The 25045-nt window shown below is 71.7% G+C and carries 25 protein-coding genes and 1 tRNA gene; 17 read left to right on the forward strand and 9 right to left on the reverse strand.

The annotated features are described in order from the left end of the window. Window positions 1-119: 119 nt before the first annotated feature. Window positions 120-332: a DUF397 domain-containing protein gene (locus tag EIO00_RS10445; protein ID WP_140177626.1), complete on the reverse strand. Its 213-nt coding sequence runs from the start codon at window positions 330-332 to the stop codon at window positions 120-122. 25 nt (window positions 333-357) lie between these two features. Further along, window positions 358-1209: a helix-turn-helix domain-containing protein gene (locus tag EIO00_RS10450; protein WP_161602687.1), complete on the reverse strand. Its 852-nt coding sequence runs from the start codon at window positions 1207-1209 to the stop codon at window positions 358-360. A 217-nt stretch (window positions 1210-1426) separates the two neighbouring features. On the opposite strand from EIO00_RS10450, the gene EIO00_RS10455 reads away from it, so the two are divergent. The 3 genes from EIO00_RS10455 (at window position 1427) to EIO00_RS24155 (ending at window position 5212) form a co-directional block, all read left to right on the forward strand. Continuing rightward, on the forward strand, window positions 1427-2137 hold the full coding sequence (locus tag EIO00_RS10455) for a nucleotidyl cyclase domain-containing protein (protein WP_140177630.1): 711 nt from the start codon (window positions 1427-1429) through the stop codon (window positions 2135-2137). Window positions 2138-2637: 500 nt separating this feature from the next. Further along, a complete protein-coding gene (locus tag EIO00_RS10460) occupies window positions 2638-4965 on the forward strand; it encodes an ATP-binding protein (RefSeq protein ID WP_140177632.1) in 2328 nt (775 codons plus the stop codon). Window positions 4966-5044: 79 nt separating this feature from the next. Then, a complete protein-coding gene (locus EIO00_RS24155) occupies window positions 5045-5212 on the forward strand; it encodes a hypothetical protein (RefSeq protein WP_161602688.1) in 168 nt (55 codons plus the stop codon). 420 nt (window positions 5213-5632) lie between these two features. Here the strand turns inward: EIO00_RS24155 and EIO00_RS10465 are convergent, their stop codons facing one another. Further along, window positions 5633-6349, reverse strand: coding sequence for a histidine phosphatase family protein (locus tag EIO00_RS10465; RefSeq protein ID WP_140177634.1), 717 nt, complete (start codon window positions 6347-6349; stop codon window positions 5633-5635). A 186-nt stretch (window positions 6350-6535) separates the two neighbouring features. Beyond that, complete coding sequence (locus tag EIO00_RS10470; protein ID WP_206664103.1) at window positions 6536-7006, reverse strand: CPCC family cysteine-rich protein; 471 nt, start codon at window positions 7004-7006, stop codon at window positions 6536-6538. A gap of 461 nt (window positions 7007-7467) precedes the next feature. Here EIO00_RS10470 and EIO00_RS10475 point away from each other — a divergent pair, with 461 nt between their 5' ends. Continuing rightward, window positions 7468-8157 (forward strand): SMI1/KNR4 family protein, encoded by a 690-nt coding sequence (locus tag EIO00_RS10475; RefSeq protein ID WP_140177636.1) that lies wholly within the window; start codon window positions 7468-7470, stop codon window positions 8155-8157. Window positions 8158-8193: 36 nt separating this feature from the next. Here EIO00_RS10475 and EIO00_RS10480 read toward each other — a convergent pair whose 3' ends face one another. Then, window positions 8194-8802, reverse strand: a complete 609-nt coding sequence (locus EIO00_RS10480; RefSeq protein ID WP_140177638.1) for a TetR family transcriptional regulator — start codon at window positions 8800-8802, stop codon at window positions 8194-8196. A gap of 54 nt (window positions 8803-8856) precedes the next feature. Here EIO00_RS10480 and EIO00_RS10485 point away from each other — a divergent pair, with 54 nt between their 5' ends. Continuing rightward, the gene (locus tag EIO00_RS10485; RefSeq protein WP_241661261.1) at window positions 8857-9747 is read left to right on the forward strand and encodes an SDR family oxidoreductase; all 891 of its coding nucleotides are present in this window, start codon (window positions 8857-8859) and stop codon (window positions 9745-9747) included. Window positions 9748-9816: 69 nt separating this feature from the next. Then, entirely contained in the window at window positions 9817-10017 is a 201-nt protein-coding gene (locus EIO00_RS10490) for an MFS transporter (protein WP_140177640.1), read from the forward strand. Window positions 10018-10247: 230 nt separating this feature from the next. Here EIO00_RS10490 and EIO00_RS10495 read toward each other — a convergent pair whose 3' ends face one another. After that, window positions 10248-11738: an MDR family MFS transporter gene (locus EIO00_RS10495; protein ID WP_140177642.1), complete on the reverse strand. Its 1491-nt coding sequence runs from the start codon at window positions 11736-11738 to the stop codon at window positions 10248-10250. A gap of 94 nt (window positions 11739-11832) precedes the next feature. Between EIO00_RS10495 and EIO00_RS10500 the strand changes: the two genes are divergently transcribed. Next, window positions 11833-12426, forward strand: coding sequence for a TetR/AcrR family transcriptional regulator (locus tag EIO00_RS10500; RefSeq protein ID WP_140177644.1), 594 nt, complete (start codon window positions 11833-11835; stop codon window positions 12424-12426). 343 nt (window positions 12427-12769) lie between these two features. Here the strand turns inward: EIO00_RS10500 and EIO00_RS10505 are convergent, their stop codons facing one another. Then, on the reverse strand, window positions 12770-12973 hold the full coding sequence (locus EIO00_RS10505; protein WP_140177646.1) for a hypothetical protein: 204 nt from the start codon (window positions 12971-12973) through the stop codon (window positions 12770-12772). A 516-nt stretch (window positions 12974-13489) separates the two neighbouring features. On the opposite strand from EIO00_RS10505, the gene EIO00_RS10510 reads away from it, so the two are divergent. After that, on the forward strand, window positions 13490-13708 hold the full coding sequence (locus tag EIO00_RS10510; protein WP_338325921.1) for a site-specific integrase: 219 nt from the start codon (window positions 13490-13492) through the stop codon (window positions 13706-13708). Between the two features lie 132 nt (window positions 13709-13840). Here EIO00_RS10510 and EIO00_RS10515 read toward each other — a convergent pair. Further along, window positions 13841-13912 (reverse strand) — tRNA-Arg (locus tag EIO00_RS10515). A 156-nt stretch (window positions 13913-14068) separates the two neighbouring features. Here EIO00_RS10515 and EIO00_RS10520 point away from each other — a divergent pair. The 8 genes from EIO00_RS10520 (at window position 14069) to EIO00_RS10555 (ending at window position 23837) form a co-directional block, all read left to right on the forward strand. Continuing rightward, window positions 14069-14440, forward strand: coding sequence for a response regulator transcription factor (locus tag EIO00_RS10520; protein ID WP_140177761.1), 372 nt, complete (start codon window positions 14069-14071; stop codon window positions 14438-14440). Window positions 14441-14487: 47 nt separating this feature from the next. Further along, entirely contained in the window at window positions 14488-15243 is a 756-nt protein-coding gene (locus EIO00_RS10525) for a DALR anticodon-binding domain-containing protein (RefSeq protein ID WP_140177648.1), read from the forward strand. A 16-nt stretch (window positions 15244-15259) separates the two neighbouring features. Further along, entirely contained in the window at window positions 15260-16645 is a 1386-nt protein-coding gene (gene lysA / locus EIO00_RS10530; RefSeq protein WP_140177650.1) for a diaminopimelate decarboxylase, read from the forward strand. A gap of 3 nt (window positions 16646-16648) precedes the next feature. Further along, complete coding sequence (locus EIO00_RS10535) at window positions 16649-17956, forward strand: homoserine dehydrogenase (protein ID WP_140177652.1); 1308 nt, start codon at window positions 16649-16651, stop codon at window positions 17954-17956. 61 nt (window positions 17957-18017) lie between these two features. Further along, window positions 18018-19076: a threonine synthase gene (thrC, locus tag EIO00_RS10540; protein WP_140177654.1), complete on the forward strand. Its 1059-nt coding sequence runs from the start codon at window positions 18018-18020 to the stop codon at window positions 19074-19076. Beyond that, the gene (thrB, locus tag EIO00_RS10545) at window positions 19073-20008 is read left to right on the forward strand and encodes a homoserine kinase (RefSeq protein ID WP_140177656.1); all 936 of its coding nucleotides are present in this window, start codon (window positions 19073-19075) and stop codon (window positions 20006-20008) included. Before thrC ends, thrB begins: the two co-directional genes overlap by 4 nt. A gap of 379 nt (window positions 20009-20387) precedes the next feature. Then, the gene (gene rho / locus EIO00_RS10550; protein WP_140177658.1) at window positions 20388-22325 is read left to right on the forward strand and encodes a transcription termination factor Rho; all 1938 of its coding nucleotides are present in this window, start codon (window positions 20388-20390) and stop codon (window positions 22323-22325) included. Window positions 22326-22508: 183 nt separating this feature from the next. Next, the gene (locus tag EIO00_RS10555) at window positions 22509-23837 is read left to right on the forward strand and encodes a sensor histidine kinase (protein WP_241661262.1); all 1329 of its coding nucleotides are present in this window, start codon (window positions 22509-22511) and stop codon (window positions 23835-23837) included. 66 nt (window positions 23838-23903) lie between these two features. Here the strand turns inward: EIO00_RS10555 and EIO00_RS10560 are convergent, their stop codons facing one another. Continuing rightward, window positions 23904-24551: a response regulator transcription factor gene (locus EIO00_RS10560; RefSeq protein ID WP_140177660.1), complete on the reverse strand. Its 648-nt coding sequence runs from the start codon at window positions 24549-24551 to the stop codon at window positions 23904-23906. A gap of 234 nt (window positions 24552-24785) precedes the next feature. Between EIO00_RS10560 and rpmE the strand changes: the two genes are divergently transcribed. Beyond that, entirely contained in the window at window positions 24786-25004 is a 219-nt protein-coding gene (gene rpmE, locus EIO00_RS10565) for a 50S ribosomal protein L31 (protein ID WP_140177662.1), read from the forward strand. Window positions 25005-25045: the final 41 nt, after the last annotated feature.

A 25045-nucleotide genomic window follows, 5' to 3' on the forward strand; every position in this document is an offset into this window, starting at 1 on the left:
CCCGAGGGGGCGTGTCCAATCGGTTATGCGGCTTACGACACCATATCGCCGGCGGAACGCATCGGGGCGAGGCACGGACGAATGACGTGCTCCCGCCCCGCTCGCGGCGAGTGGAAAACTCACTGGCCCTTTATGTCGTTGATCAGTGCGGCCCAGGCCTGGCCGGTGAGTCGCAGCGTCCCCAGATCGGGATTCTTGGAGTCCCTGACGAGGTGCACCGTGCCGCGCTCTGTCTCGTTCCTTCCAGGGGCGACGGCCAGCGCGACCTCGACGCATCCGCCGCCGTCGCTGTAAGTGCTCTTCCGCCATGGGGCGGCCAGGTGTTCAGGCATTGGGATTTATTCCTCCATTCTATGGTTATTCCAGCTCGACTAGTTTTTGCTGGAGATAATTGGGTGTCTCCTCTACAGGGAGGGCCCTGCTGCGGAGAGTGTCGAAGGCGAGGATATGTCGATGGACATCGACATCGTCCTCGATATAAATGCTACCGTTCATCAGTTCCACGTAGGCCACATCCGCGGCGGGGTCTGGAATTTCGAGGACGATGAAAGGTCCGGTCACCGCCGGATGCGCGCCGACTTCGAGTGGCAGGATCTGCAGCCGGACGTTGGGCTGCTCGGTGAGGTCGAGCAGATGCCTGAGCTGGCCGCGCATGACCTCGGGCCCGCCCACCCGGCGCAGGATGGCGGCCTCATCGATGACGCCTCGGAACTGAAGTGGATTCGAGCCGGTCAGGCGCTGTTGTCGACGCATCCGGATCTCCACCTGCTTGCGGACCGCTCCGGGCGCCATCGCCAGCTGGTTGACCAGCACGCTGCGAGCATAATCTTCGGTCTGCAGCAGTCCGTGCAGGACCAGTGCGCTGTAGCTGAGCAGCTTGTGCGCCTCGTCCTCCAGGCCCAGGTAGGTGTTGAAGTCGTCGTGCGTCGTGGGCACGACGTCCCACCAGCCGCGCTGATCGGCGGTGCGGGCCAGCTCAAGCAGTCGGTCTCGCTGGAAGTCCGGTATCTGGTACAGATCGAGCAGCTTGCGCAGGTCGGAGCTCTTGATGGAGATCGCGGCGTTCTCGATCCGGGAGACCTTCGCGCTCGACCAGCCCAGCGTCCGCGCGACCTCCTCGCCGGTCATCTGAGTGGTCTCGCGCAGAGCGCGCAGCTCCCGCGCGAGTTGGCGACGCCGGAGCGACGACCTGGTCTGGGATGCGGCCATCAGCGGCTCCCTGGCAGAGGGCTGCATGCTTGCTTGCAGCCTGCTACGTGTTGCATTGCATGCAGGCGCACTGAAAATACTACATGCAATCTTGCACGAAGGATCGCGCTGGCGCATCCTTTAAGAGGGGAGTGGGATCGCGTTCCGAACAGGAGGCGACCCGGTGGCATACAGGGGACCGGTCGACCCCGACATGCGGGCGGGGCCGGGGAGCGCCGTGGCGACGATCGAAGCGCACGATGAGCGGACCGCACGGCGGGAGGGCGCGGGGACCGTACCACGGCGCGAACTCACCTATCGGTTCCTCGCGGCAGTGGACATCGAGGGATTCAGCAGGCTCAACGCCCGGGAGCAGGTGGCGGCGCAGGACCGCCTGTACCAGGCCTTGGAGCTGGCGGCGGGGCGTTCGGGACTGGACCGCAGCTTGTGGCAGAGAGAATCGAGGGGAGACAGCGAGCTGGCGATCCTGCCCGGCGACATCGACGGCCCTCGGCTGGTGGCCGACTATCCGCGGCATCTGGCCGCCGCTCTGCGGCAGGGCAACGAGGAATCTGCTGATGGCCTCCGGCTGCGCGTGCGCCTGGCCCTTCATCACGGTGCTGTGGTTACTGGCGGGTTCGGTGCGGTGGGGCGCGCGCCCATCGAGGTCTCCCGTCTGGTCAATCTGAAGCCGTTGCGCCGGGAGCTCCGTCGCAGGCGCGATGAGGACTTGGTGTTGATCGTGTCCACTGCTCTCCACCGGGAGGTGGTGGAAAGCGGCTTCGGCGGACTCGATCCGGCCGATTTCGAACCCGTCTCCGAGGTGGTCAAGGGGCAGATCTTCTACGGCCACATCTACTACGGAAAGCGGCCCCGTCCGGTTCGTTCCAATCCGTCGGCCAAGCGCCCGTGGAGTTCTCTCCTGGGGCGCTTGCGTAAAGCCTCCTGAGTTCTCGGACTCAGGGACCGGCCGGCGATCGATCTGAGAGCGGGCGCGCAGGCGGAGGGTCGGGTCGCCGGTGGGGGAGCGTCCGCGATCAGGGCGTCGGCGATGGGGGCGGGGCCAAGGGCGACACGGCGTCCCCCGCCGTGACGTCCTGGGGATGAGGGCGATGCCGTAGGCGGCGAGAGCGGCGACGGCGCGGCTGCGGCGGCGGGGCGAAGGCGGGCGTATCGGTGGCGGCGGGCATGGAGCGGCGAGGCGTGGCCGTTCGGAGTCGTCTCCTCTCGACCGGACCGTTTGCAGCGATTTTCCTTTTTGTGTGACTTCTGTAAGAAGAGCGTTGACTTGGCGCATGCTGGCGATATGTTCCGCATGCGGGCGGGCGTCGAGGAAGTCGCGCGGGCTCAACGTTCTTTTACGATATGCAGATGCAAGTTGCAGGGGCTTACGGTTGATGGCCGATGGTGGCGGAATTCCGGAAATGTGCGGCGGCTGAGGGTGGAGTGGTGGGCGGGCTGCCCGCGGAGGTCACCCGCTTCGTCGGACGGCGGCGAGAGCTGGCCGACGTCACCAGGCTGCTGGGGTCCGCCCGATTGGTCACGTTGACCGGGGTGGGCGGGGTGGGCAAGACGCGGCTGGCGCTGCGGGCCGCCCACCAGGTGCAGCGGAACTTCCCCGACGGGGTCCGGCTGGTGGAGCTGTCGACGCTGCGCGAGCCGGAGCTGCTGCGCCACGCGGTGGCGCACGCGCTGCGGACGCAGGACCGCATGCCCTGCGTCCCGCTCGGCATGCCGGCCGAACACCTGGCGGATCTCGACATGCTGCTGGTCCTGGACACCTGCGAGCATCTGGTGGACGCCTGCGCCGAACTGGCCGAGAGCCTGCTGCAGGCCGCCCCCGGACTGCGCATCCTGGCCACCAGCCGGGAGCCGCTGAACGCGGCGGGCGAACAGGTCTATCCGGTGGCGCCGCTGCCGGTGCCCGGGGAGGACGCCGGGGACCTGGACGACTTCGATTCGGTGCGCCTGTTCCTGGACCGGGCCAAGGCCGCCGACCCCTCGTTCGCGCTCACCCCCGAGAACCGCCGCGCGGTCGCCCGGGTGTGCGCGGGGCTGGAGGGCATTCCGCTGGCCCTGGAGCTGGCCGCGGCCCGGCTGCGCGTGCTGTCGGCGGCCGAGCTGGGGGAACGGCTCGGCGACCGGTTCCAGCTCCTCGGCTCCCGCGGACGCGCCGGCCCGTCCCGGCATCGCACCCTGCGGGCGGCGGTCGGCTGGAGCCATGAGCTGTGCGATCCGGACGAGCGGCTGCTGTGGGCGCGGCTGTCGGTGTTCGTCGGCACGTTCGACCTGACCGCCGTCCGCAAGGTCTGCGCCGACGAGAGGCTGCCCGCGGCCGGAATGCTCGACCTGGTGGCGGCGCTGGTCGACAAGTCGGTGGTGACGTGCGAACGGCGCCCGGACGGGTCCCGGCTGCGGATGCTGGAGACGTTGCGCGAGTACGGCGCCGAATGGCTGCGCGCGCTGGGCGAGGAGGGGGCCGTGCGCCGCCGCCACCGGGACCACTATCTGCAGGTGGCCCAGGAGGCCGAGCGGCGCTGGTTCGGGCCCGAGCAGGAGGACTGGCTGCGTCGGCTGCGGCGGGAGCACCACAACCTCCGGGCCGCCCTGGAGTCCGGCCTGGCCGCGGGAGAGGCGCGGACCGTGCAGCGGATGGCGACGGCGCTGCATTTGCTGTGGGCGACCTGCGGGCTCGTCCCCGAGGGGCGGTTGTGGCTGGAACGGGCGCTGGAGCTGGACGGCGCGCCGCCGGAGTCCCGTCTCGAGGCGCTCACCGCGGCCGGATTCCTGGCCGTCCTGCAGGGCGATCGGGAGGGGGCGGCCCGGCGCTCGGCGGAGGCGGAGGAACTGGCCGCCGGGCTCGACGGCCCGTGGGCGGCGGAGCGGATCGCCTATCTGCGGGGGCTGGCGGCGGTGTGCGAGGGACGGGCAGACGAGGCGGTCGGGCTGCTGCGAGGGTCGTTGGAGCGCTGCACCGGCCTCCGCGGCCCGGAGGCGTTGTTCTCGGTCCAGGTGCGGCTGTCGCTGGCGATCGCGCACGTGCTGCGCGGTGAGCCGGCGGAGGCGGTCGGGCACTGCCGCATCGCCCGCCGGGTGTGCCAGGAGCACGGCGACCGGACCCTGCTGGCGTATGCGCTGGTGATCCGGGCGTGGGCGGAGCTGGCGTCCGGTGCGGTGGAACGGGCCGCCGCCTGTCTGCGGCAGGTGATGCGGCAGCGCCGTACCGATCCGGACCGGGCGAGCCTGGGCCTGGCGGTCGAGCTGTCGGCGTGGGTCGCGGCGGAGCGGGGCGAGCAGCGGCGCGGGGCGGTGCTGCTGGGCGCGGCGCACCGGCTGTGGGGGACGTTCGGACTGGCCGGCCTGCGCAACGCGATGGCGGCCGAGCATGCGCGCTATGAGCGGCGGATCCACGACGCCCTCGGCGGGTCCGCGTTTCGCGCGGCCCACCAGGAGGGCGCCGGATTGTCGCCGAGGCAGATCGTCGAGTGCGCGCTGGACGATTCCCCCGATCGGGGGATCGACCGAGGCGACTCGACCGGGGCGTCCGGGCCGCCGGCGGCCGCGCAGGCGCCGTCGGATCGGCTCACTCCTCGGGAGCGTCAGGTGGCGGCGCTGGTCGCCGAGGGGCTGTCCAACCGGCAGATCGCCGAGCGGCTGGCCGTGGCCAAGCGCACCGTCGACACCCATGTCGAGCACATCCTGGCCAAGCTGGACTTCACCTCCCGGACTCAGATCGCCGCCTGGTTCGCCCGCCACCAGCCCGCTCGCGACGGTTGAGAGGGGCACGGTTGCCGTGCGTGTACCCCGTGGTTACGCTTCGTGTCATCAATGCTGCTGAACGTAAGGGGGGTGTGGGATGGACGCCGCCGAGCGGCCCGAATGGGCCGGCAAGCCGGTGCGGCAGCTCACCGTGGGTGAGCTCACCGAGGCGCTGATCTATCTGGAGGAGCGCGAACCGGCCGACGACGCCCTCAGCCGCGCCCTGGCCGCCCAGCTCGCCGAACGCACGGCCGCGGTGTGCTAGCCGAGGCGGACCGGAGGGGAGGCGCCCGCCGCGCATGCGCGGCGGGCGCCTCCTTCGGGTGCGTGGGCCGGACGCCGGGCGGTCCCGGAATCCGTGGCCACGGCACTGTGACATTTTCCGCGCCCGTTGCGCAGACCTATGTGTGTTGGCGGGGCGCTCACAACGGCTCGGGGTCCGGGCCATTGCGAGGAGGGGAGTGGCGCCCCGCCAACAGCGGTCGGCGATGCGTTCATCACAGGCCGCATCGCCAAGTTACTACCCGGCGTTCGCTTCCGGGGAGCGGACTGGAGGGATTCCTCGCATTCTCTTGCGGAAGACGCCGTGAACCTTTCCGCATACTGGTCTCGACCTGGCATTTCCCCGGCGCCTCAGGCACATTTCGGTGCACCTTGCACGCAAGGGTGACAGGTGTCAGACCCTTCAGGTGAGAGTCGCCGCCGAGGCGTCCGGCGCCCCGTCGAGATGCGCCGTGTCGTTGTATCTCCGCACCAGCCAGCGTTCTTCCGTGACCACCAGATGCGAGATGGAGGCGTTGTCGGCGCCCAGGAAGGCGAACGGACGTGATCGCGTCGCCAGCGCCAGCGCCTGGGCGATGAACGCGCCATGGGTGAACGCCGCCAGCCGCTCCCCGGGATGCGCCGCCGCCAGCCGCTCGATCACTCGGCGGACCCGTGCGGCGAACGCCTCGGCGGGTTCGGCCCCGGGGATCACGTCCCAGCGTTCCTCGGCGAACAACCGCCGGGCGACCGGATCGTTCTCGGCCACCTTCATCCGGAACAGCCCGCCCTCCCACTCGCCGAGGTGCACCTCGCGCAGGTCGGGCTCCACCCGCGGCTCGATGCCGAGCTCCCGCACCAGCGGCTCGGCCGTCTCGGCGGTGCGGCGCAGCGAGCTGACGTAGACGGCGTCCAGCCTCTCGCCGGCCAGCCGCCGGCAGACCCGTCGCGCCTGTTCGCGGCCCTCGGGCGCCAGGCTCGGGTCGCCTTGCCCGTTCACCAGCGGGAACGGCTCACCGGGCCGGAAGGGCTGGGATGCGCCGTGACGGACGAGCAGGATCTCCGTGGCGCCGGGCGGCGGCGTGAACCGGGACTGACGATAGGTGCGCTTCCCGTCGCGGGACTCCTCGTCGAAGGTCACGATCGGCAGCCTAACGGGCGAACCGGTCAGAGCGGCCGCCGATGAACGCGTGGAGCCGGTCCGCGCAAGGGACCCGGGCGCGGCATGCCGCCCGCGGTTCTCCGCGGGCGTGATCCGCCCGTCGGCCGCCGCGCCCCGGGCGGGGGGAACCGGCGGGCCCGGCTGCGAGCGCCGGGCGATCGCAGGTCAGCGGCCGCCCTCGGCCGGATGCTCCTGCGGCGGGGGATCCCGGACGTGACGCGGCGTGCTCCGGTCGCAGGCCCCGAACTCCGCCACATTCCGCCGGGCCTGCGTCAGGCTCAGACCGCCGTTCGGGCCCCCGCGCACGATGTCCGCGTCATGCTCGTCCTGACCGTCGTCCTCCCGGAATCGCACATCACAGATCTCGTGGTCGCCCCGGGCCGTGAGGGTGAGATATCCGCGGCAGGGGCACGGACAGGGCTCGTCCCGTTCGGACTCGACGACGCCGTGGTCGATGACGACGTCGATGTACCGTTCGACTCGTCGGTCGCGTTCGGCCTGATCCCGTGCGCCGTGCTTCTCGGGCCCCCGATTCACGCTGCGATCCTCGTCGGAATCGGGCGCGCTGTGAACCTTGCGCCTCATATCCCGCGATATCCCGCGCGCCGTGCGCTCTTCTTCCACGCCGTCGCCCATTCGGGGAGGGGCCGGGCTGCGGGCGGCATCCCTCGGGGGAAGCGACCGTCGTTCATCCGTGTGGGAAGACTCCGGGACCGCCGCCACGGCGGGGCGACCAGGGCTCGGGGCGGATTCCGAGCGATCCGACTTAGCGGGTCCGGAGGCGGCATGGGCGCCCGATCCGCGGCGGATCGGCGACGTCCGCCCCGCCCACGTTCACGACGACGGCCTGATCCGGCCGTCTGGCCGAACGCCTCCGGCCGTTCGGGTGAGCGCCGGCGAACCTCCTCCGCCCGAGGGCGTCCAGGTCCCGCGTCAGCGCTTTGCCCCGGCGGTTTGTCCCAGGGCGTCCGGGCCCGACGTCCGTGCCGGCACCATGGCCGGAGGACGCCGGCGATCGGCGTTCGTCTCGGACGGCTCAGACGGTCCGGCCTCTCCGGCGTCCTCGGTTCGTCCGACCCCTCGGGCATGCTGGGCGCGTGACCGCTCTGGACGATCGAGTGTTCGAAGCGATACGCGCACGGGTGGACTCCGGGGACTACCTCGACGAAAGGCTCGGGCCGCCGGGTGTCGACACCGATGGCGGCGGGGCGTTCCAGGTCGCTCCCGACGGGCGGCTGCAACGGGTCTACTGGAGAGGCTCCCCGGAATACCTCGCCGCTCACGCGGCCGGTCTGCTCGAACCGCTGCCGCCGTTGACGCCGGCCCCGGAAAGCGCCGTGCGCGAGTGCGAGACGCTCCTGGGCCGTCCGCTCCCTCGGCTCTTGCGCCGCTGCTACCTCGAGCTCGGTGACGGAGGCTTCGGTCCCGCCTACGGAATTCGGGGCGTGACGGGCGAGGACAACATCATCGACGCCTACCGGGAGCAGCAACGCAGCTGGCTTGAGGAATGGCGGCCGATGGCCGAAAGGCTCCTGCCCGTCTGCGACTGGGGATGCGGGATCACATCCTTCATCGACATCGGCGACCCGGACGCCAGGATGTGGGCGATCGACCCCAACCCGGCCCCCGCCGACGACTATGCCGTCGCCTTGTTCCCGCAGGATCTGGGATTCGGCGAGTGGATGCTCCGGTGGGTCGAGGGCACCCTCCGCCAACCGCTCCTCGTCCGGGACGAGATCACCGGAGAGTGGCGCGGCGCCACCGACCTCGAACAGGGCGTCGTCTAGGGCCGCATCCGGCCCCGAGCCGGGGCGGGCGGCCGCTCATCGGGCGGCGTCCGCCGCCTGCGCGCGATGGGGGGCGAGAGCGCGCTCCAGGTGCTCGGCCAGCCAGTCGGACAGCTCGCCGGTGCCGTCGACGGCCCAGGTGAGCATCGCCCCGCAGTAGGTGGCGTAGAGGTCGGCGGCCAGCGTCTCCGCCGAGGTCGCCGCGTCGAGCAGGCCTTCTCGGACGGCCTCGGCCACCAGCGCGGCGATCTCCGCGCGCAGGGCCCGGCTCTGGGCGACGGCATGGGTGCGCAGCTCGGGGTCGGTGAGGTCGAGCTGCAGGAAGGCGAGGTTGTTGGCCAGGCTCTCGGGGGTGGTGATGCCGCTCGGCAGCGTGGCCAGGGTGGTGATGAGCGCGGTCAGCGGGTCGGGATGAGCCGCCCTGGCGTCGGCGAAGACGTCGGCGACGCCGGTCGCCTCCCTGGTGGCGAAGGCCACCAGCAGGCCGCGTTTGGAACCGAATCGCTGGGTCAGCGCGGGCGCCGTCAGTCCGGCGCGTTCGGCGACCGCGGCCAGCGTGAGGCCCGTCGGGCCGACGGCGGAGATCACGGCGGCGACCGCCTCGAAGATGGCCTCGTCGCTCACGGAGCGGGGGCGTCCGGTCATGGGCTCATCCTAGCGGCATTGCTTAATTAATGAACATAAAGTAAGTTCGGCGACATGAGCGGCATGACCTCATCTGCCACCGCCGTCGACCTCACCGGGAAGGTCTGTCTGGTCGCCGGGGCGACCCGCGGCGCCGGCCGCGGGATCGCCGTCGAGCTCGGCGCCGCCGGCGCGACCGTCTACGTGACCGGCAGGACCACCGCGGACTCGCCGTCACCGATGCGACGACCCGAGACCATCGAGGAGACGGCACGGCTCGTGGACGAGGCCGGCGGAACCGGGATCCCCGTGCGGGTCGACCACGGCGACGCCGATCAGGTGCGGGCGCTCGTCGAGCGGATCGACCGCGACCACGCCCGCCTCGACCTGCTCGTCAACGACGTCTGGGGCGGCGACCCGCTGACCCGGTGGGGCGTCCCCTTCTGGGAGCACGACCTCGACGACGGGCTGCGGATGCTGCGCAACGCGATCGACACGCACATCATCACCAGCCGGCATGCGGCCCCGTTGATGATCCGCGGCTCCGGCGGGCTGATCGTCGAGGTCACCGACGGCATCGGGGACGAGTACCGCGGCTCGCTGTTCTACGACCTGGTCAAGGCCTCGGTGATCCGCCTCGCCCGCGCCCAGGCCGCCGACCTGAAGCCCTACGGAGTCGCGGCGATCGCCGTGACACCCGGATTCCTGCGCTCGGAGGCCGTCCTCGACCACTTCGGCGTCACCGCCGACACCTGGCGCGACGCCATCGCCCAGGACCCCCACTTCGCCGCCTCCGAGACGCCCCGCTACATCGGCCGCGGGATCGCCCACCTCGCGGCCGATCCCGACGTCATGAGCCGTACCGGCACCGCGACCACCAGCTGGGACCTCGCCAAGCGGTACGGGTTCACCGACGTCGACGGCACCGCCCCGGACTGGGGCCGTCACGTCCGGGAGAACCTCTGATGAGCGACGTCACGACGGCGGGCGGCACCCGCATCGACGGAACGTGCCGGCGCCGACGTGCTGCCCGCGATGCTCCTGCCGGCGGTCGGCTCGGGGCTCTCCTGCGCCCCGATCTTCACGGTCGGCATCGGCGGCGTCCCCGACCGGGACCAGGGATCGGCCTCCGGGATCCTCGACTCGCCCCAGGAACCGGGCCCCGCCGTCGGCGTCACCGTCCTGGGCGCGGTCGCCACCGCCGCCGCGCCGGCCTCCTCACCGCAGCCGCCGTGACCGCCCTCGGCCTGCTCCTGGTCGTCGGCCTCCCGCCTCGTGCGGCGAAGGCCGAACCGGCTGAGCGGTGGGCCGGCGAACGAACCCGGTCCGCGTGGGCGCCGCATCGACCGAGGTCTGGCCGGTGCGACGCCCGGCGGCGCGAACCGGGCACTCGACGCCCTGCGATGCCGCCGGACCGCAGACGGTCGGAACGGCCCTGGGTGTGAAGCCTTGGATGTGAAGCGGCATCAGACACGGTCTCGCGTCGACTTCTCCGACCCTGTCTCCGACTCTTTCTTCGGCTCCGCACCTGCACGGGCGCCCTCGGCCGAGGCCTGGAGCGCGGGCCTGCCGGCATCCGCCTCCACGGCCGCGTCCCTCCCGGGAAGGGCGAGGGCGAGCAGGGCGGCGAGGGCGGCGAAACCGGTCGCCCACCAGAAGGCCCGGTGGAAGGCCGCCGCGAGATCGTCGGAGCTCGTGGCCGCGTGCTGGAGGAGGACGGCCAGGACGGCGGTGCCGAACGAGCCGCCGATCTGCTGGGCGATGCGGACCAGCGCGCTGGCGTGGGCGACCTGCTCACGGGCGAGCCCGAGGTAGACGACGGCCATGACCGGCACGGTCACCGCGCCGAGACCGATGCCTCGCAACAGGAGCCAGCTGGCCAGCGTCCACGTGGTCGTGTGGGCGTCGACGAAGGCGAAGGGAAGGGTGGCGGCGCCGACGATGAGGAACCCGACGACCGTGATGATCCTGGCCCCGAACCGGTCGGTGAGCCCTCCGGCGAGCGATCGGCTGAGCAGCGTCCCGATGCCCTGCGGGATGAGCGCGATCCCGGCGTCGAGAGGCGACGTGCCGCGGACCTGCTGGTAGTACAGCGGCAGCAGGAACAGGGCCCCGTAGAGGGCGAAACCGGAGAAGAACAGCACCGCCGAGCCTGACGACGTCGGGCGGTGGGCGAAGAGCCGCAGGTCGACCAGCGCGTCGGTGCGGCGGACCGCATGGCGGCAGAAGCCCGCGACCAGGACCGCACCGGCGATCAGCGGGACGAGCACGCCGTCGTGCGCGAATCCTTCGTCCGAGGCCCGGGAGAAGCCGAGGAGCACCGCGGCGATGCCGGGCGCCAGCAGGGCGAACCCGGCGACGTCCAGGCGCGGCCGGGAGGACGGTTCATCACGGTCGAGGAACCGCGCGGCCAGCAGGAGCCCGGCGAGGCCGAGGGGGATGTTGATCCAGAACATCCACCGCCAGTCGAGATGGGTGAGGATCAGGCCGCCGGCGAGCGGGCCGAGGATCGGCCCGAGCAGGGCGGGCAGCGCTACGATCGAGGTCGCGCGGCCGAGCAGCCGGCCGCCCGCGGCGCGGACGACCAGCGTCGTCATCACCGGCAGCATCAGCCCGCCGCCGACGCCCTGCACGACCCGTCCGGCGATCAGCGCAGGCGCGTTCCAGGCCGCGCCGGAGGCCGCCGATCCGACCAGGAAGACGGCCAGGGAGAACAGCCAGACCCGCTTGCCGCCGAACCGGGCCGTCGCCCACGTGCTCAGCGGGACGGTCATGCCGAGCGCGAGCAGGTAGCCGGTGGTGACCCACTGGACGGTGGCGACCGTGGTGTGCAGGTCCGCCGCCAGGGAGTGCAGCGCCACCCCGACGATGGTCGTGTCGAACACGACGGCGAGGACCCCTGCGACCAGGACGCCCGCCGTCTTCAGCACCTTCGGGTCGAGTCGTTCGTCCGCCATGGGCGCGCACACCCCTGTTAAGAGTCATCCATGTCTCTTATCGTCACGATAGGCTCTGAGGTTAAGAAACACAAATGACTCTTACGGAGATTCCGTGGCGGAGGGACCGAACCGGCGCCGACGCGGCAAGGCGCTTGAGGACGCACTCCTGCGCGCCGCGTGGGAGGAACTGATCGAATCCGGGTACAGCGCGCTGACCATGGAGCGTGTGGCCCTGCGCGCGGGCACCGGCAGGGCCGTGCTGTACCGCCGCTGGCCGGGCAAGCCCGAACTCGTCATCGCTGCCCTCCGGTACCACCGCGAGAGCGACCCGCTCCCCGTTCCGGACACCGGCCGCCTGCGCGACGACCTCATCGAGCTGCTGCGCTCGATGACCCGGAGACGGGCCGAACTGGCGGTCATGATCGGCGCACAGCTGGGCGGCCTGTTCACCGAGACCGGGACGACCCCGGCCGAGCTGCGCGATCTGGTCTTCGGCGGCCGCTCCTGGTCGAGCCGCGTCTACGAACGGGCGGCCGAACGCGGCGAACTCGATCTGGAACGCGTTCCGCCTCACGTGCTCACCCTGCCGTTCGACCTGGTGAGGCACGACATGCTCATGACCTTCGAAGCCGTCCCGGACGACCGGATCATCGCCATCGTGGACGACCTGTTCCTCCCGCTCATCGCCCGCTACAAGGACCGGTGACGTTCATCCGGCGCGACGATCCCGACCCTCGGGGCGGATCCGGCGCGGACGGCCCGCGTCGACATGCGGGCGCCGCCTTCGGAACCGCGGGCATCGGGCGCCCCGGGACGGCCGCGCGGTCTCGATCAGGGCCGCGAGTCCGCGGCGGCCCGGCGGGCTCCTCGCCGGGAGTGAGGGACACGGGAACGGTCACGGTCGGCGTCGGCGGCGGGCGGGCGCGCACGGGCGCGCACGCCGCTCGTCACGGCGCCGATGGGGCCGGGATCGCCGTCGGCGGCCGTGCCCGTTGTCCGAGTGCTCCGCCGCGCGCGGGCACGGGTCCCGGGAAGCGATGCCATGCGAGTCAGGTGCGGACGTGGCGTCCGTGCTGTTCGGGACCGACCGTGAAGTCATCCGGTCTCGTCTCTCGTAAATGGCGATACCGGGTGTCGAAGGCGCCGATCGCCTCCCGGGGGCCGTAGTCGAACGCGTCCATCAAGGCTTTCAGAGCCTGGATGATCCGATGGTTGACGATGTGCTCGTCGATCTCGTGCCATGGATCGATCATGTGCGCACTCTCCCGATCCCGCCTCGATCCGTCCAGCCGTTGACGGGCGGCCGCCGCGCTCGGTCTTGTGGCGGCCGAACGAATTCCCCGCTCACCAGGGCTTGGACTGCCGAGCCGCCGCTTCGGCGCTCGGCCGGTCGTGCGGTCTTTGGCCGGGGTCGGCGAGAACCTCTTCGTCTCGGTCGGCTGCGGCTGCGATCGTCGTGGACGAGCGAAGAGCGCGAGGGGCAGTGCGTCTTCTGAGCCACCGTCGCAGGGGGAACCGAGGGCGGCGTGGTCCTCTCCGGAATCGGACGAGGACTGCGCCGTTCCGGCTCGCGCTGTGAGGGCGTCAACGCCTTCCCGGCCGACACGCCTGGCCGACATGAGGCGGCCCTTCAGGGATCTTTCCTTTTCCCCTGCACCTCTCCCCCCCTTCCGCGGCGGCTCCCTCCAGATCGAGGCCGGTAGGGTCGCTCGCGACCGCCGCCTGCTCGATGCCGAGGAGCAACCGGTGCGCCAGGGGACCGGCGGCCGGTGCTCCCGCTCGACGCGGCAGCCATCGGCCTGGCCCGCCGCCCGTATGACCCGCGGCACGCCGGCGTCTCGCTCCGGCTGAACGCGGGCGTCCCGGCCACCCAGGTCGCCGAGTGGGCCGGCCACAGCGTGGAGGTGCTGCTGAAGATCTACGCCGAGCGCATCCACGGACAGGACGGCGTCTGGCAGGGGCTCATCGACGATGCCCTGCGCGCCTGACGGCTGGAACACAAATGGAACACGCGCCGTGGCACACGGCGGCACATCGTGGCACCTGATGTCACATCGGCCATGACCGCGATCAGCCGGTTTCCCCAGGTCGGAGCGGGAAACCGGCTGATCGGCATCAGGTGCCCCCTGCAGGATTCGAACCTGCGCACACGGCTCCGGAGGCCGTTGCTCTATCCCCTGAGCTAAGGGGGCGTGCTCCCGAGGCGTTCATCGGGTGCGGGAAAGAGGCTACCAGGATCGGCGGGGTGACGTGCACTCGGTTTCGGTGGGCGGGGACGGAGCGGGTGGACTACGCTCGCCGCCGTGAGCGTGGCGGAGGGGCGTCCCGGAGGGCGGTCGCTGGGCCGCGTGCTGGTGGTGGACGACGACGAGGTCATCCGGCAACTCATCGCGGTGAACCTCCAGCTGGAGGGATTCGAGGTGGCCACCGCGGTGGACGGGCAGGACTGCCTGGACAAGGTGGCCGAGGTGGCGCCGGACGTGATCACGCTGGACGTGATGATGCCGCGGCTGGACGGGTGGGTGACCGCGGTCCGGCTGCGGGAGGATCCGGCGACGCGGCACATCGGAGTGGTGATGATCACCGCGCGGGCGCAGGACCACGACGTGCGGCGGGGACACGAGATCGGGGTGGACGCCTACATCACCAAGCCGTTCGACCCCAACGACCTCATCCGGACGGTGCGGGAGCTGGCCGCCGCCAGGCGGGCGTCCACATAGTGGTCAGCGGAGGCCTGTCCACATAGTGGTCGGATAGTCTCACGCAGGTGACTCCGACCGAGGTGAGCGGGGCCGTCCTGGCCGCGGTCCGCGATGCCGTGCGCGACGGCGACCTGGCCGTCGACGTGCCGGACGAGGTGCCGCTGACCGCGTTCGGACCGGGGTCATACGGGACGCCGGTGGCGTTGCGGCTGGCGGCGGCGCACCGCGGGTCCGCGCCGGAGATCGCCGACGCGATCGCCGGGCGGCTGGCGGGCCGGCCGGAGATCGCCGAGGCCCGGGTCAACGGCCCCGGGTTCCTGACCGTGGTGGTGGAGCGGCCGGGGGCGCTGGCCGCCGGGATCCTCGCCGAAGGCCCCTCCTACGGGCGCGTGGACGGCGTCGCCCTGAGCGGGGGCTGGCCGGACCGGCCGAGGACCTTCGACAATCCGGGGTTCTCGGTGCGGTACGCCTACGCCCGGGCGGCGGCGATCCGACGCCGGGCCGAGACCCTGGGAATCCCGCTCGGCGATCCGGGGTTGCTCCGAGAAAGGGACGAGGGGGTCCTGCTGGCGACGCTGGCGGAGCTGCCCGGCCGCGCGGCCCAGGCGGCGCGCGAGAGGGACCCTCGTCCGCTGCAGCGCCATCTGGAGCGGGTGGCCGACGCCTTCCACCGCGTGTACGAGCACTGCCCGGCGCTGCCCGTCGGCGATGAGAGACCCGGGGCGATGCACGCCGCCCGCCGCACGCTGGCGGAGGCGGTGCGCGTCGCCCTCGCAGGCGCCCTGAACATGATCGGCGAGAGTCCTAGAGAGCGGATATGAGCAACGGAGCGGGCGAATGAGCCGAGTGCATCCGGCGGGACCGCGGCATGCGGACGTGCTGCCGGAGGAGCACCCCCTGCCGCCCCCGGAGGATCTCAACCACCTCGATCCGCGGATCTGGCCGCGTTCGGCCAGGCGCGAGAACGGGGTCATGACCATCGGCGGGGTCGACGTGCGCGACCTGGCGGCCGAGTTCGGCACGCCGCTGTACGTCTACGACGAGGAGGACGTGCGCCAGCGGGCCCGCGAGTACGCGGCGGCGTTCCACGACGGCAGCGTCCACTACGCCGGCAAGGCGTTCCTGTGCACGGCCCTGGTCCGCTGGCTGGAGGAGGAGGGCCTGGGACTGGACGTGTGCACCGGCGGAGAGCTGGCGGTGGCGCTGGCCGCCGGGTTCCCCACCGAGAAGATCACGCTGCACGGCAGCAACAAGTCCGTCGCCGAGCTGTCCCGGGCGCTGGACGTCGGCGTCGGCCGGATCGTGGTCGACAGCTTCGAGGAGATCGCCCGGCTCGGCCATCTCGCGCAGGAGAAGGGCGTCCGCCCCAAGGTCATGGTCCGGGTCACCACCGGGGTCGAGGCCCACACCCACGAGTTCATCGCCACCGCGCACGACGACCAGAAGTTCGGCTTCTCCCGCACCAGCGGGGCGGCGCTGGAGGCCGTCCGCCGCGTGCTGGCGCTCGAGCAGCTCGAGCTGGTGGGCCTGCACTCCCACATCGGGTCGCAGATCTTCGACACCGACGGGTTCGAGGTGGCCGCGCACCGGCTGGCCGAGCTGCTGGTGGCGATCCGCGACGAGCACGGCGTGCAGCTGCCCGAGCTGGACCTGGGCGGCGGCTACGGCATCGCCTACGTGCCCGGCGACGAGCCGCACGACCCCAAGGAGATCGCCGACGGCCTGCGCCGGATCGTCACCCGGGAGTGCCGCGCCTACGGGCTGGCCGTGCCGCGCATCACGGTCGAGCCGGGACGGGCGATCGTCGGCCCCGGCGGGGTTACCCTGTACGAAGTCGGCACCGTCAAAGACGTCGAGGGCCTGCGCACGTACGTCTCGGTGGACGGCGGGATGAGCGACAATCTGCGGACCGCCCTGTACGGGGCGGAGTACACCGCTGTGCTGGCCAGTCGTACCTCGACGGCCGGCCCCATGCTGAGCAGGCTCGTCGGCAAGCACTGCGAGAGCGGCGACATCGTCGTGCGCGATCTGTGGCTGCCGCAGGACCTGGCTCCCGGCGATGTCGTGGCGGTGGCCGCGACCGGTGCTTACTGTCGATCGATGTCCAGTAACTACAACTTCGTCCCGCGACCGGCGGTGGTGGCGGTACGGGACGGCCGGGCACGGGTCCTCATCCGGCGGGAGACCGAGGACGATCTGCTCCGGCTCGATGCGGAGGTATAGAGGGTGAAACCCTTGCGGGTGGCCCTGCTGGGCTGCGGAACCGTCGGTTCCGAAGTGGTCAGGCTGCTGCACGAGCAGGCCGCCGACCTGACGGCACGGATCGGCGCCCCCCTGGAGCTGGCCGGCGTGGCGGTGCGGCGGATCGACAAGGCCCGCGCGCATGTGACGCCGGACCTGCTGACCACCGACGCCATGAGCCTGGTCACCCGCGAGGACGTGGACATCGTGGTCGAGGTGATCGGCGGCATCGAGCCGGCCCGCTCGCTGCTGCTGGCCGCGATGAAGTCCGGCAAGTCGGTGGTCACCGCCAACAAGGCGCTGCTGGCCGAGGACGGCGAGACGATCTTCGGCGCGGCCCGCGAGTACGGGGCCGACCTGTACTACGAGGCCGCGGTGGCGGGCGCCATCCCGCTGCTGCGGCCGCTGCGCGAGTCGCTGGTCGGCGACCACGTCAAACGGGTCATCGGCATCGTCAACGGCACCACCAACTACATCCTCGACCGGATGGACGCCCACGGCGCCTCGTTCGTCGACGCGCTGGAGGAGGCCCAGAGCCTCGGATACGCCGAGGCCGACCCGACCGCCGACGTGGAGGGCTTCGACGCGGCGGCCAAGGCGGCGATCCTGGCGCAGCTGGCGTTCCACACCCCGGTCTCGGCCGCCGACGTGCACCGCGAGGGCATCACCGAGGTCACCTCCGCCGACGTGGCGGGGGCCAAGGCGATGAACAGCGTGGTCAAGCTGCTGGCGATCTGCGAGCGGGTGCCGGACGCCGACGGCTCGGGCAACGGACGGGGCGTGTCGGTGCGGGTGTACCCGGCGATGATCCCGCGGTCGCATCCGCTGGCCAGCGTCCGCGAGGCCTACAACGCGGTGTTCGTGGAGGCCGAGTCGGCCGGGTCGCTGATGTTCTACGGGGCCGGGGCCGGGGGCGCGCCGACCGCCTCGGCCGTGCTCGGCGACCTGGTCGCGGTGGCCCGCAACCGGGTCGGCGGCACGCGCGGCCCGGTCGAGGTGACCTACGCCGAGCTGCCGGTCCTGCCGATGGGCGAGACCGTCACCCGGTACTACATCCAGCTCGACGTGGCCGACCGCTCCGGCGTGCTGGCGCAGGTCGCCGAGCTGTTCGCCCGGCACGACGTGTCGATCCAGGCCGTCCAGCAGGACGGCCGGGGCGAGGACGCCCAGCTGGTCATCGTCACGCACCGGGCTCCGGACGCGGCGCTGGCCGCGACCGTGGAGGAGCTGCGCCGCCTGGACATCGTCCGCGAGGTGGCCAGCGTGATGCGCGTCGAGGCCGACGACGCGTGAGGCAGCGATCACACTAGACTGCGGCGCGACGCCGCAGGTCATCACCATCGTGGGGGATCGTATGAACAGGGCTTGGCGCGGCCTCATCAACGAGTACCGCGACCGGCTCCCGGTGACCGACGCCACGCCCGTCGTCACCCTGCTCGAGGGCGGCACTCCGCTGCTGCCCGCCGACCGGATCTCCCGGCTCACCGGCTGCGAGGTCTATCTGAAGGTGGAGGGCGCCAACCCCACCGGTTCGTTCAAGGACCGCGGCATGACGGTGGCGATCAGCAAGGCCGCCGAGGAGGGGGCCAAGGCCGTCATCTGCGCCTCCACCGGCAACACCTCCGCGTCGGCGGCCGCCTACGCGGTCCGCGCCGGCATGACGTGCGCCGTGCTGGTGCCGCAGGGCAAGATCGCCATGGGCAAGCTGGCGCAGGCGCTGGTGCACGGTGCGAAGCTGCTGCAGGTGGACGGCAACTTCGACGACTGCCTGGAGCTGGCCCGCAAGCTCGCCGTGGACTATCCGGTGGCGCTGGTCAACTCGGTGAACAGGTACCGCCTGGAGGGCCAGAAGACCGCCGCGTTCGAGATCGTCGACGCCCTCGGCGACGCCCCGGACGTGCACTGCCTGCCCGTCGGCAACGCCGGCAACATCTCCGCCTACTGGATGGGCTACACCGAGTACGCCGCCGACGGGGTCGCCTCCAAGACCCCGCGGATGCTCGGCTTCCAGGCCAGCGGCGCCGCCCCGTTCGTCAAGGGCGGGCCGGTGCGCAGGCCGCAGACCATCGCCACCGCGATCCGGATCGGCAATCCGGCCTCCTGGGATCTGGCGATCGCCGCCCGCGACGAGTCCGGCGGCGCCATCTCCTCGGTCACCGACCGGCAGATCCTGGCCGCCTACCGGCTGCTGGCCCGGGAGGAGGGCGTGTTCGTCGAGCCCGCCTCCGCCGCCAGCGTCGCCGGCATCCTGCAGGCCTGCGAACAGGGCCTCGTCGAGCCCGGCAGCCGCGTGGTCTGCACGGTCACCGGGAACGGGCTGAAGGACCCCGACTGGGCCATCGCCGGGGCCCCCGCCCCCACCACCGTCAAGGCCGACGCCCACGCCGCGGCCTCCTCCCTCGGCCTGGCATGAGCCGGGCGTGGGGACGGCGGGCCTCGGTCCGCGTGCCGGCGACCAGCGCCAATCTGGGGCCGGGGTTCGATGCGCTGGGGCTGGCGCTGACGCTGCACGACGAGGTGACCGTCGAGATCACCGAGGGCGGGCTGGTCGTCGAGGTGGACGGCGAGGGCGCCCGGGAGCTGTCCCGGCGGGGCGAGCGGCACCTGATCGTGCGGGTGCTGCGGCGGGCCTTCGAGCGGATCGACGAGCTGGCCGGATCCGGCCTGGGCCAGCCGCCGGGGCTGCGGCTGTCGTGCGTCAACCGGATCCCGCACAGCCGTGGGCTGGGCTCGTCCTCGGCGGCGATCGTCGCCGGGATCGTCGCGGCCCGGGCGCTGCATCCGCACGGCGGGGTGCTGGACGATGCGGCGGCGCTGGCGCTGGCCACCGAGATCGAGGGGCATCCCGACAACGTCGCGCCGTGCCTGTACGGCGGACTCACCATCGCCTGGAGCGGCCCCGAGGGGGCGCGGGCGGTGCGGCTGGACCTGGACCGCCGGGTCGTCGTGTTCGTCCCCGACCGCACGCTGGCCACCGAACGGGCCCGCGGGCTGCTGCCGCAGACGGTGCCGCACGCGGACGCGGCCGCCAACGCGGGCCGGGCGGCGCTGCTGATCGCGGCGCTGACCCAGGGCTGGGACGACCCCCGCGTGCTGCTGGCCGCCACCGAGGACCGGCTGCACCAGGGCTATCGCGCGCCGGCCATGCCGGAGTCGGCGGAGCTGGTCGACCGGCTGCGCGCGGCGGGGATCCCCGCCGTGATCTCCGGAGCCGGGCCCACTGTCCTGGCGTTCACAACCCTCTCACGCGTTGATTCGATACGTCCGGAAGTGGGTAATGGGTGGCTCAAACGCCCGTTGAACGTCGACCCCCATGGCGCATGCGTCGATCCGCCTGCGTCGTGACACGGCGAGGACTTCGAACTCTGGGGAATAGCAGTGCGCTCGGGTGATGTTAGGCTGAATAGCGCACCAGATGCCCCGCTCGGGGCCGGGTGCTCGTCAGCCACGCATCGTCAGGTCGGCCCTCGTGCCACGCCTGCTCCGCGCATGTGGCTCCCCGACATCGCGAGTTCCCGTCATTCGGCGTCTCGGCAGAGCCTCACACGAGGCAGGATCGGGGATGGCGCGAGAACCGTCCCGACCATCATCTGGCTGTGTCCAGACATCGCCGATGGCGACCCCATCGTGATCGGCAGAGTTCGATCTGGCGCCCCCGCCGGATCGCATCATCGGGTTGCCTGGCCGACGAGGGCCAACACCCGCTCCCTGGGAAGGACCCTTAGTGAGCGAATCCAGCGAACTCCTTACGGACGCTGCTAGCCCTGCAGCAAAGACCCCGACGAGCCGTTCGGAGCAGACGACCACCTCACGGCGTCGGCGTTCCGGCACCGGCCTGTCGGCGTTGGTGCTGCCCGAGCTGAGGGCGCTGGCGTCTCAGCTCGGCATCACCGGCATCGCCGGCATGCGCAAGAGTCAGCTCATCGCGGCCATCGAAGCCAAGCAGGGCGGCCCCGTCGCCGCCGAGAAGCCCGCCGCTGACAAGTCCGCGGACAAGGCCGCGGACAAGGCCGGCAAGCCCGCCGCCGACCCCGCCGCCGACGGTGCGGGCGCCGCTCCCGCCGAGCAGCCGAAGGCCGACAAGCCCGCCGCGCAGGCCGCGGAGGCCGCGACCGGCTCCGAAGAGTCCAAGGCCGACACCGAGACCCGTTCGACGCGGACCCGCCGCCGTTCGACCAGGCGCGAGGAGGGCGGCGAGGAGCAGCCGGCCGCCGAGGAGAAGGCGGACAAGGCCGACGAGCAGCCCGCCGACAAGAGCGGTGAGGGCGCCGACAAGCAGGCCGAACGGGGCGAGCGCGGGCAGACCTCGGGCGAGAACGGCGACGGCGGCGGTCGCGAGGGCCGCCAGCGCAACCGCAACCGGGATCGCGGCGAGCAGGGGAGCCAGCGCAACCGCAACCAGCAGAACGGCTCCTCCGAGGAGGAGAGCGGCGAGAGCGGCCGCAGCCGCCGGAGCCGTCGCTTCCGGGAGCGCAACCGCGGCCGCGGCCGGGGCGACCGCTACGAGGAGCCGGTGATCAACGAGGACGACGTGCTGATCCCGGTGGCCGGCATCCTCGACATCCTCGACAACTACGCGTTCGTCCGCACCACCGGCTACCTGCCCGGTCCCAACGACGTGTACGTCTCCCTCTCCCAGGTCCGCAAGTACGGGCTGCGCAAGGGCGACGTGATCACCGGTGCGGTGCGTCAGCCGCGCGAGGGCGAGCGGCGGGAGAAGTTCAACGCGCTGGTCCGCCTGGACACCGTCAACGGGATGGAGCCCGAGCAGGCCAAGAACCGCGTCGAGTTCTCCAAGCTCACCCCGCTGTACCCGCAGGAGCGGCTGCGTCTGGAGACCGAGCCGGGGGTGCTGACCACACGGATCATCGACCTGGTCTCCCCGATCGGCAAGGGCCAGCGCGGTCTGATCGTCTCGCCGCCCAAGGCCGGCAAGACCATGGTGCTCCAGGCGATCGCCAACGCGATCACCAAGAACAACCCCGAGTGCCACCTGATGGTCGTGCTGGTCGACGAGCGGCCCGAAGAGGTCACCGACATGCAGCGGTCGGTCAAGGGCGAGGTCATCCACTCGACCTTCGACCGTCCCGCCGAGGACCACACCACGGTCGCCGAGCTGGCCATCGAGCGGGCCAAGCGGCTGGTGGAGCTGGGGCACGACGTGGTCGTGCTGCTGGACTCCATCACCCGGCTTGGCCGCGCCTACAACCTGGCGGCTCCGGCGTCCGGCCGGATCCTGTCCGGCGGTGTGGACTCCACCGCGCTGTACCCGCCCAAGCGGTTCTTCGGCGCGGCCCGCAACATCGAGAACGGCGGCTCGCTGACCATCCTCGCCACCGCCCTGGTGGAGACCGGGTCCCGCATGGACGAGGTCATCTTCGAGGAGTTCAAGGGCACCGGCAACATGGAGCTGAAGCTCAACCGCCAGCTCGCCGACAAGCGGATCTTCCCGGCGGTGGACGTGGAGGCCTCCGGCACCCGCAAGGAGGAGATCCTCATGTCCCCCGAGGAGCTGCGCATCGTCTGGCAGCTCCGCCGGGTGCTGCACGCCCTGGACACTCAGCAGGCCCTGGAGCTCCTCATCGAGAAGATGAAGGAGACCAAGTCCAACGCCGAGTTCCTCCTCCAGGTGCAGAAGACCACCGTCGCCGACCGCGACTAGCCCGGGCCCGTGGCCGCGCCGACGGCGCGGCCATGGTGCATGGCCGCGCGGCGATCGTGCCCGTCGCGCAGCGGTCGTGCCCCGGGGTGAGGCTAGCCCTACCTCAGGTGGGCGGCTCGCCGTATGGTCGCCGGCCCCGCCGTCCAGCAGGCTGGAGATATACGCGAGGACGGGAGGGTTGGTGTGAGCGAGACTGCGACGATGGCGATGCCGGGCGTCAGGCGTCTGGTGCTGGGCCCATGGAATCCCTGGGCGATGGTGCGGTCGTCGCTGACCTGGCGGGCCGCGGTGTACCTGGTGACCGGCCTGGGGTTCGGACTGGCCTGGTTCATCGGCCTGGCGGTCGGGCTGACGCTGTCGCTCGCCTTGACGATCCTCTGGGTGGGGATCCCGCTGCTGGCGTTGATGATGCTGCTGTGGCGGGGCGGGGCGATGCTCGAACGGCGGCTGCTGCGGCTGGCGTTCGGGGTGACCGTGCCCGACCCCTACCGGCCGATGCCCGGCTCGGCGGGGCTGCTGGCCAAGTGGCGGGCGATGGCGGCCGACCCGGCGACCTGGAAGGACCTGCTGTACCTGGGGCTGCGGCTGCCGGTGGGGATGGTGGAGTTCACCGTCTCGGTGGGCGTGTGGTCGGCGGCCGGTCTGCTCCTGGCCGCCCCGGTGCTCACCGTCGTCGGGGATTCCGTGGTGATCAACCTCGGGGGCCCGCTGGTCTACTCGGCCGACGATCCGCTGACCGCGCTGCCGCTGACCGCCGTGGGCGTCGTGCTGCTGCTGCCGGCGCTGTACGTGACGCGGGCGATGGCGATCCTGCACCTCGGCTACGGCGTGCTGTTGCTCGGGCCCAGCCGCGCCCAGGCCGAGCGGATCAGGCTGCAGGCCCGCGCCGAGCAGCTCCAGGCCAGCCGCGCCCGCGGGGTGGACGCCGCCGAGGCCGAACGCCGTCGGATCGAGCGCGATCTGCACGACGGCGCCCAGCAGCGGCTGCTGGCCGTCGCCATGGACATCGGCCGGGCCCGGGCCAAGCTGGAGGAGGACCCCGAGGCCGCCCGCGCCCTCATCGAGCAGGCCCATGCCGGGACCAAGGAGGCCATCGCCGAGCTCCGCGATCTGGCCCGCGGCATCTACCCGGCGATCCTCACCGACCGCGGCCTGGACGCGGCCATCTCCGGGCTGGCCAGCCGCGCCGCGGTGCCCGTCGAGGTCGAGGTGGACCTGCCGGAGCGGCCTCCGACCGCGGTGGAGAGCATCGCCTACTTCATCGTCGCCGAGTCCCTGAGCAACATCGCCAAGTACGCCCGGGCCACCCGCGCCTCGGTCCGGGTGGCCCGCGAGGCCCAGTGGGTCGTGGTCGAGGTCACCGACGACGGGGTGGGCGGCGCCCGCGCGGTCCCCGGCGGCGGCCTGGCCGGGCTGGCCGACCGCGCCGCCACCATCGACGGCATCCTCACCATCGACAGCCCGCCGGGCGGCCCCACCGTGATCCGGGCGGACCTGCCCTGCACCTGGTGACGGAGGAGCCGACGGAGAGCGGGCGGCCTGCGGTCGCCCGCTCTCCGTCGGCTCGCCTCCGGTCCGTCAGTTCGCTCTCAGATACGCCAGGACGGCCATCACGCGGCGGTGGTCGTCCTGCGTGGGCGGCAGGTCGAGCTTGAGGAAGATGTTGGAGATGTGCTTCTCCACCGCCCCCTCGGTGACCACCAGGTCCCGTGCGATCGCCGCGTTGGAGCGCCCCTGCGCCATCAGTCCCAGCACCTCGCGCTCCCGCGGGGTCAGCGCCTCCAGCCGGTCTCCGCGTCGGCGCCGCCCCAGCAGCTGTCCGATCACCTCGGGGTCGATCACCGTTCCCCCGGCGGCGATCCGCCGCACCGCGTCGATGAATTCCCCGACGTCCGACACCCGCTCCTTGAGCAGGTAGCCGACCCCTTCGGCGCCGTTCCCGATCAGATCGGTGGCGTATCGCTCCTCCACGTACTGCGACAGCACCAGGATCGGCTGCGCGGGACGCGCCCGCCGCACCTCCAGCGCCGCCCGCAGCCCCTCGTCGGTGAACGACGGCGGCATCCGCACGTCCACGATCGCCAGATCCGGTTCGTGCTCCTCCACCGCCCGGATCAGCCCGGGACCGTCCCCGACCGTCCCCACCGTCTCGATGTCGGCGTCGGCCAACAGCCGGACCAGCCCTTCCCGCAGCAGCACCGAGTCCTCGGCAATCACAACCCTCACGCGTTCGATTGTCGCGGCTTCCCGGCGCCCGCGGCCCCGTCGGGCGTGGACGGCGATCTCGTCCCGCTTCGGGGCGGGGAAGGGGGAATGCCCGATGGCCGGGATGTGTTCTTTGATCTGGCACACTTGATGTGCGAACACCGCGGTACCGGTTCACGCCGCCCCATGCGACGCCCCGTCGAGGGCGCGGGGTGCGAGGCGACCCGGCGACCGTCCCGACGCGAGGAGACATTCGTGAAGTCTGGCATCCATCCCGACTACGTCGTCACGACCGTGACGTGCACCTGCGGGAACACCTTCCAGACCCGCAGCACCGCCCGCAACGGCGTGATCCACGCGGACGTGTGCTCCAGCTGCCACCCGTTCTACACGGGCAAGCAGAAGATCCTGGACACCGGCGGCCGCGTGGCGCGCTTCGAGCAGCGCTTCGGCAAGCGCGGCGGCAAGAAGTAAGCACAGACCTCCAGGCAAACGGCACGGGCGGCCCGGGGACC

The sequence above is a fragment of the Thermomonospora catenispora genome (assembly GCF_006363815.1).
Classification (GTDB): domain Bacteria; phylum Actinomycetota; class Actinomycetes; order Streptosporangiales; family Streptosporangiaceae; genus Thermomonospora; species Thermomonospora catenispora.

Bases quoted from the DNA above. Each gene is read 5' to 3' on its own strand.
- EIO00_RS10445 (WP_140177626.1), bottom strand. From the start codon at position 332: ATGCCTGAACACCTGGCCGCCCCATGGCGGAAGAGCACTTACAGCGAC.
- EIO00_RS10450 (WP_161602687.1), bottom strand. From the start codon at position 1,209: ATGGCCGCATCCCAGACCAGGTCGTCGCTCCGGCGTCGCCAACTCGCG.
- EIO00_RS24155 (WP_161602688.1), top strand. From the start codon at position 5,045: ATGGACGCCGCCGAGCGGCCCGAATGGGCCGGCAAGCCGGTGCGGCAG.
- EIO00_RS10470 (WP_206664103.1), bottom strand. From the start codon at position 7,006: ATGGGCGACGGCGTGGAAGAAGAGCGCACGGCGCGCGGGATATCGCGG.
- EIO00_RS10480 (WP_140177638.1), bottom strand. From the start codon at position 8,802: ATGACCGGACGCCCCCGCTCCGTGAGCGACGAGGCCATCTTCGAGGCG.
- EIO00_RS10485 (WP_241661261.1), top strand. From the start codon at position 8,857: ATGAGCGGCATGACCTCATCTGCCACCGCCGTCGACCTCACCGGGAAG.
- EIO00_RS10490 (WP_140177640.1), top strand. From the start codon at position 9,817: ATGCTCCTGCCGGCGGTCGGCTCGGGGCTCTCCTGCGCCCCGATCTTC.
- EIO00_RS10495 (WP_140177642.1), bottom strand. From the start codon at position 11,738: ATGGCGGACGAACGACTCGACCCGAAGGTGCTGAAGACGGCGGGCGTC.
- EIO00_RS10505 (WP_140177646.1), bottom strand. From the start codon at position 12,973: ATGATCGATCCATGGCACGAGATCGACGAGCACATCGTCAACCATCGG.
- lysA (WP_140177650.1), top strand. From the start codon at position 15,260: ATGAGCCGAGTGCATCCGGCGGGACCGCGGCATGCGGACGTGCTGCCG.
- thrC (WP_140177654.1), top strand. From the start codon at position 18,018: ATGAACAGGGCTTGGCGCGGCCTCATCAACGAGTACCGCGACCGGCTC.
- thrB (WP_140177656.1), top strand. From the start codon at position 19,073: ATGAGCCGGGCGTGGGGACGGCGGGCCTCGGTCCGCGTGCCGGCGACC.